This window comes from Methanobrevibacter sp., assembly GCF_045577275.1.
Classification (GTDB): domain Archaea; phylum Methanobacteriota; class Methanobacteria; order Methanobacteriales; family Methanobacteriaceae; genus Methanobrevibacter.
Genome location: NZ_JAZNIB010000175.1, coordinates 1 through 2,114, shown reverse-complemented (window position 1 = coordinate 2,114; position 2,114 = coordinate 1). Strand labels below are relative to the sequence as shown.

The 2,114-nt window shown below is 34.5% G+C and carries 2 protein-coding genes; one reads left to right on the top strand and one right to left on the bottom strand.

Annotation, left to right across the window (positions count from 1 at the left end; translation table 11 throughout):
- Positions 1 to 175: 175 nt before the first annotated feature.
- Complete coding sequence (locus tag ACKI67_RS05225; RefSeq protein ID WP_407462366.1) at positions 176 to 1,459, bottom strand: O-acetylhomoserine aminocarboxypropyltransferase/cysteine synthase family protein; 1,284 nt, start codon at positions 1,457 to 1,459, stop codon at positions 176 to 178.
- 350 nt (positions 1,460 to 1,809) lie between these two features.
- Between ACKI67_RS05225 and ACKI67_RS05220 the strand changes: the two genes are divergently transcribed.
- The coding region (locus tag ACKI67_RS05220; RefSeq protein WP_407462365.1) for a hypothetical protein at positions 1,810 to 2,114 on the top strand (305 nt) is incomplete at its 3' end.

The following is a 2,114-nucleotide window of genomic DNA, read 5'->3' as shown; positions in this document are numbered from 1 at the left end:
TTCTTAAAATATCCTGCTAGTGGGGTCTTTCCCCACTTTTTTTATCTTGTCTTATTTTGTTCGTATTTTTATAAATAATTTTTTTTAAAAAATTAGTGGGAAAATTTTAATGAAAATATAATAAAAAAAGAATTATTTTTTAAAGAGGTTTTATTCCTCTATTTACTATTTTTATTTATTCAACAGCTTTTCTTAAAGCTTGATCTATATCTGCAATGATATCTTCCACATTTTCAATTCCTACAGACATTCTTATGAAGTCTGGAGTCACACCACTGTCCACTTGCTCTTCAGGGGACATTGTGGAATGTGTTGTTGATGCAGGATGCACTACCAATGTCTTTGCATCACAGATATTGGCAAGGTGAGATAAAAGTTCTACATTCTCAATGAACTTCTTACCTTCCTCTATACCACCTTTAATACCAAATCCAAGCACGCAACCATATTTGCCATTAAGATATTTCTTTGCAATCTCATGGTTAGGATTGTCTTCAAGTCCCGGATAGTTTACCCATGATACAAGCTCATGCTGGTTGAGGAATTTAGCGACTTCAAGTGCATTTTCAGTATGTTGCTTTACTCTAAGAGACATTGTTTCAAGCCCTTGAAGAAGAAGGAATGAATTGAACGGGCTTATGCATGTACCTAAATCCCTCATCATCTGTACACGTGCCTTGGTGACGTATGCTGCATCACCGAATGCTTCTGTATAAATGAGACCATGATAGCTGTCATCAGGTTCTGTAAACTCTGGGAACTTGCCGTTTGTCCAGTCGAAATTACCTGAATCCACAATTGTTCCTCCAAGAGAGGTACCATGTCCTCCGATAATCTTGGTTGCTGAGTGAACAACGATATCCGCTCCATGCTCGATAGGCTTTACCATTCCAATAGCTGAAGTGTTGTCAACAATAAGTGGAATTCCATGTCTATGAGCGATATCCGCCAATACTTCAAAGTCAGGAACATCAAGCTTAGGGTTCCCGATTGATTCACAGTAAAGTGCCTTTGTCTTATCTGTTATTGCATCTTCAAATGCCTGTGTATCTTGGGAATCTACGAAATTGACCTTTATTCCAAACTTGTTCAATGTGTTTTTGAATAGGTTGTATGTTCCGCCGTAAAGGTTGTTTCCAGATACTATCTCATCACCGCATTGGGCTATATTCAAGATAGCAAGGGTGATTGCTGCCATACCACTGGCCTGTGACAATGCACCCACCCCTCCTTCAATGGCTGCAACCCTTTTTTCAAATACTTCATTGGTAGGATTGTTTAATCTTGTATAAATGTTACCTGGCTCTTTAAGAGCAAATATGTTTGCTGCATATTCAGCACTTTCAAATACATATGAACTGGTTTGATAAATAGGCACTGCTCTTGCTCCAGTAAATGGATCTGCCTCTTCCTGGCCTGCATGTACCTCTAAGGTTCTGTCTCCATATTTTCTAGTCATGATAATTTCTCCATAATTTTTTATAACTATGTTATAGTAACATTACTTATTATATTGTTTTTGATTAATAACTATACTGATTTTAGTTAATTTTTAATATTTTTGTGGATTTACTATAATGGATGTATATTTATAAATTATAAAAATGGAATTAATGATGATGAATTTGTTTAAATGAAACAATAACTGATTATTATGATAGATATTAATATACAATTCATTTAATTAACCAACATTTCAATTAAATCAATACTAAAATCCAATCTAAAACTTTAAATACTATCAATGTTATAATAAGTTTGAAAAATATTAGATATTGGACTGAAAAATAAAAATAAAAGGGGAATACTATGGCAAAGGACAACTATTGCATATACTGTGGATTTAAACTCTTTCCAGAGGATCATTTCTGTCCTAATTGTGGGAAGAAATTGGATGAGAATATCACATCACAGACAAAAACTTCCAATTTTGATCCAGTCAAGGTAGTAGATGGCATTGATTTGTCACAGAAAAATAAGGATAAAAAGACAAGTCAAGATTCCTATTCCAGTTCCTCAAGTTCAAAATACACTACTGCAAGCTCTGCTCCTAACTATTCCTACTATAAGAATGAAATTGCAAAGTTAAAGGAAACCTATGAAACCAAGGAGTC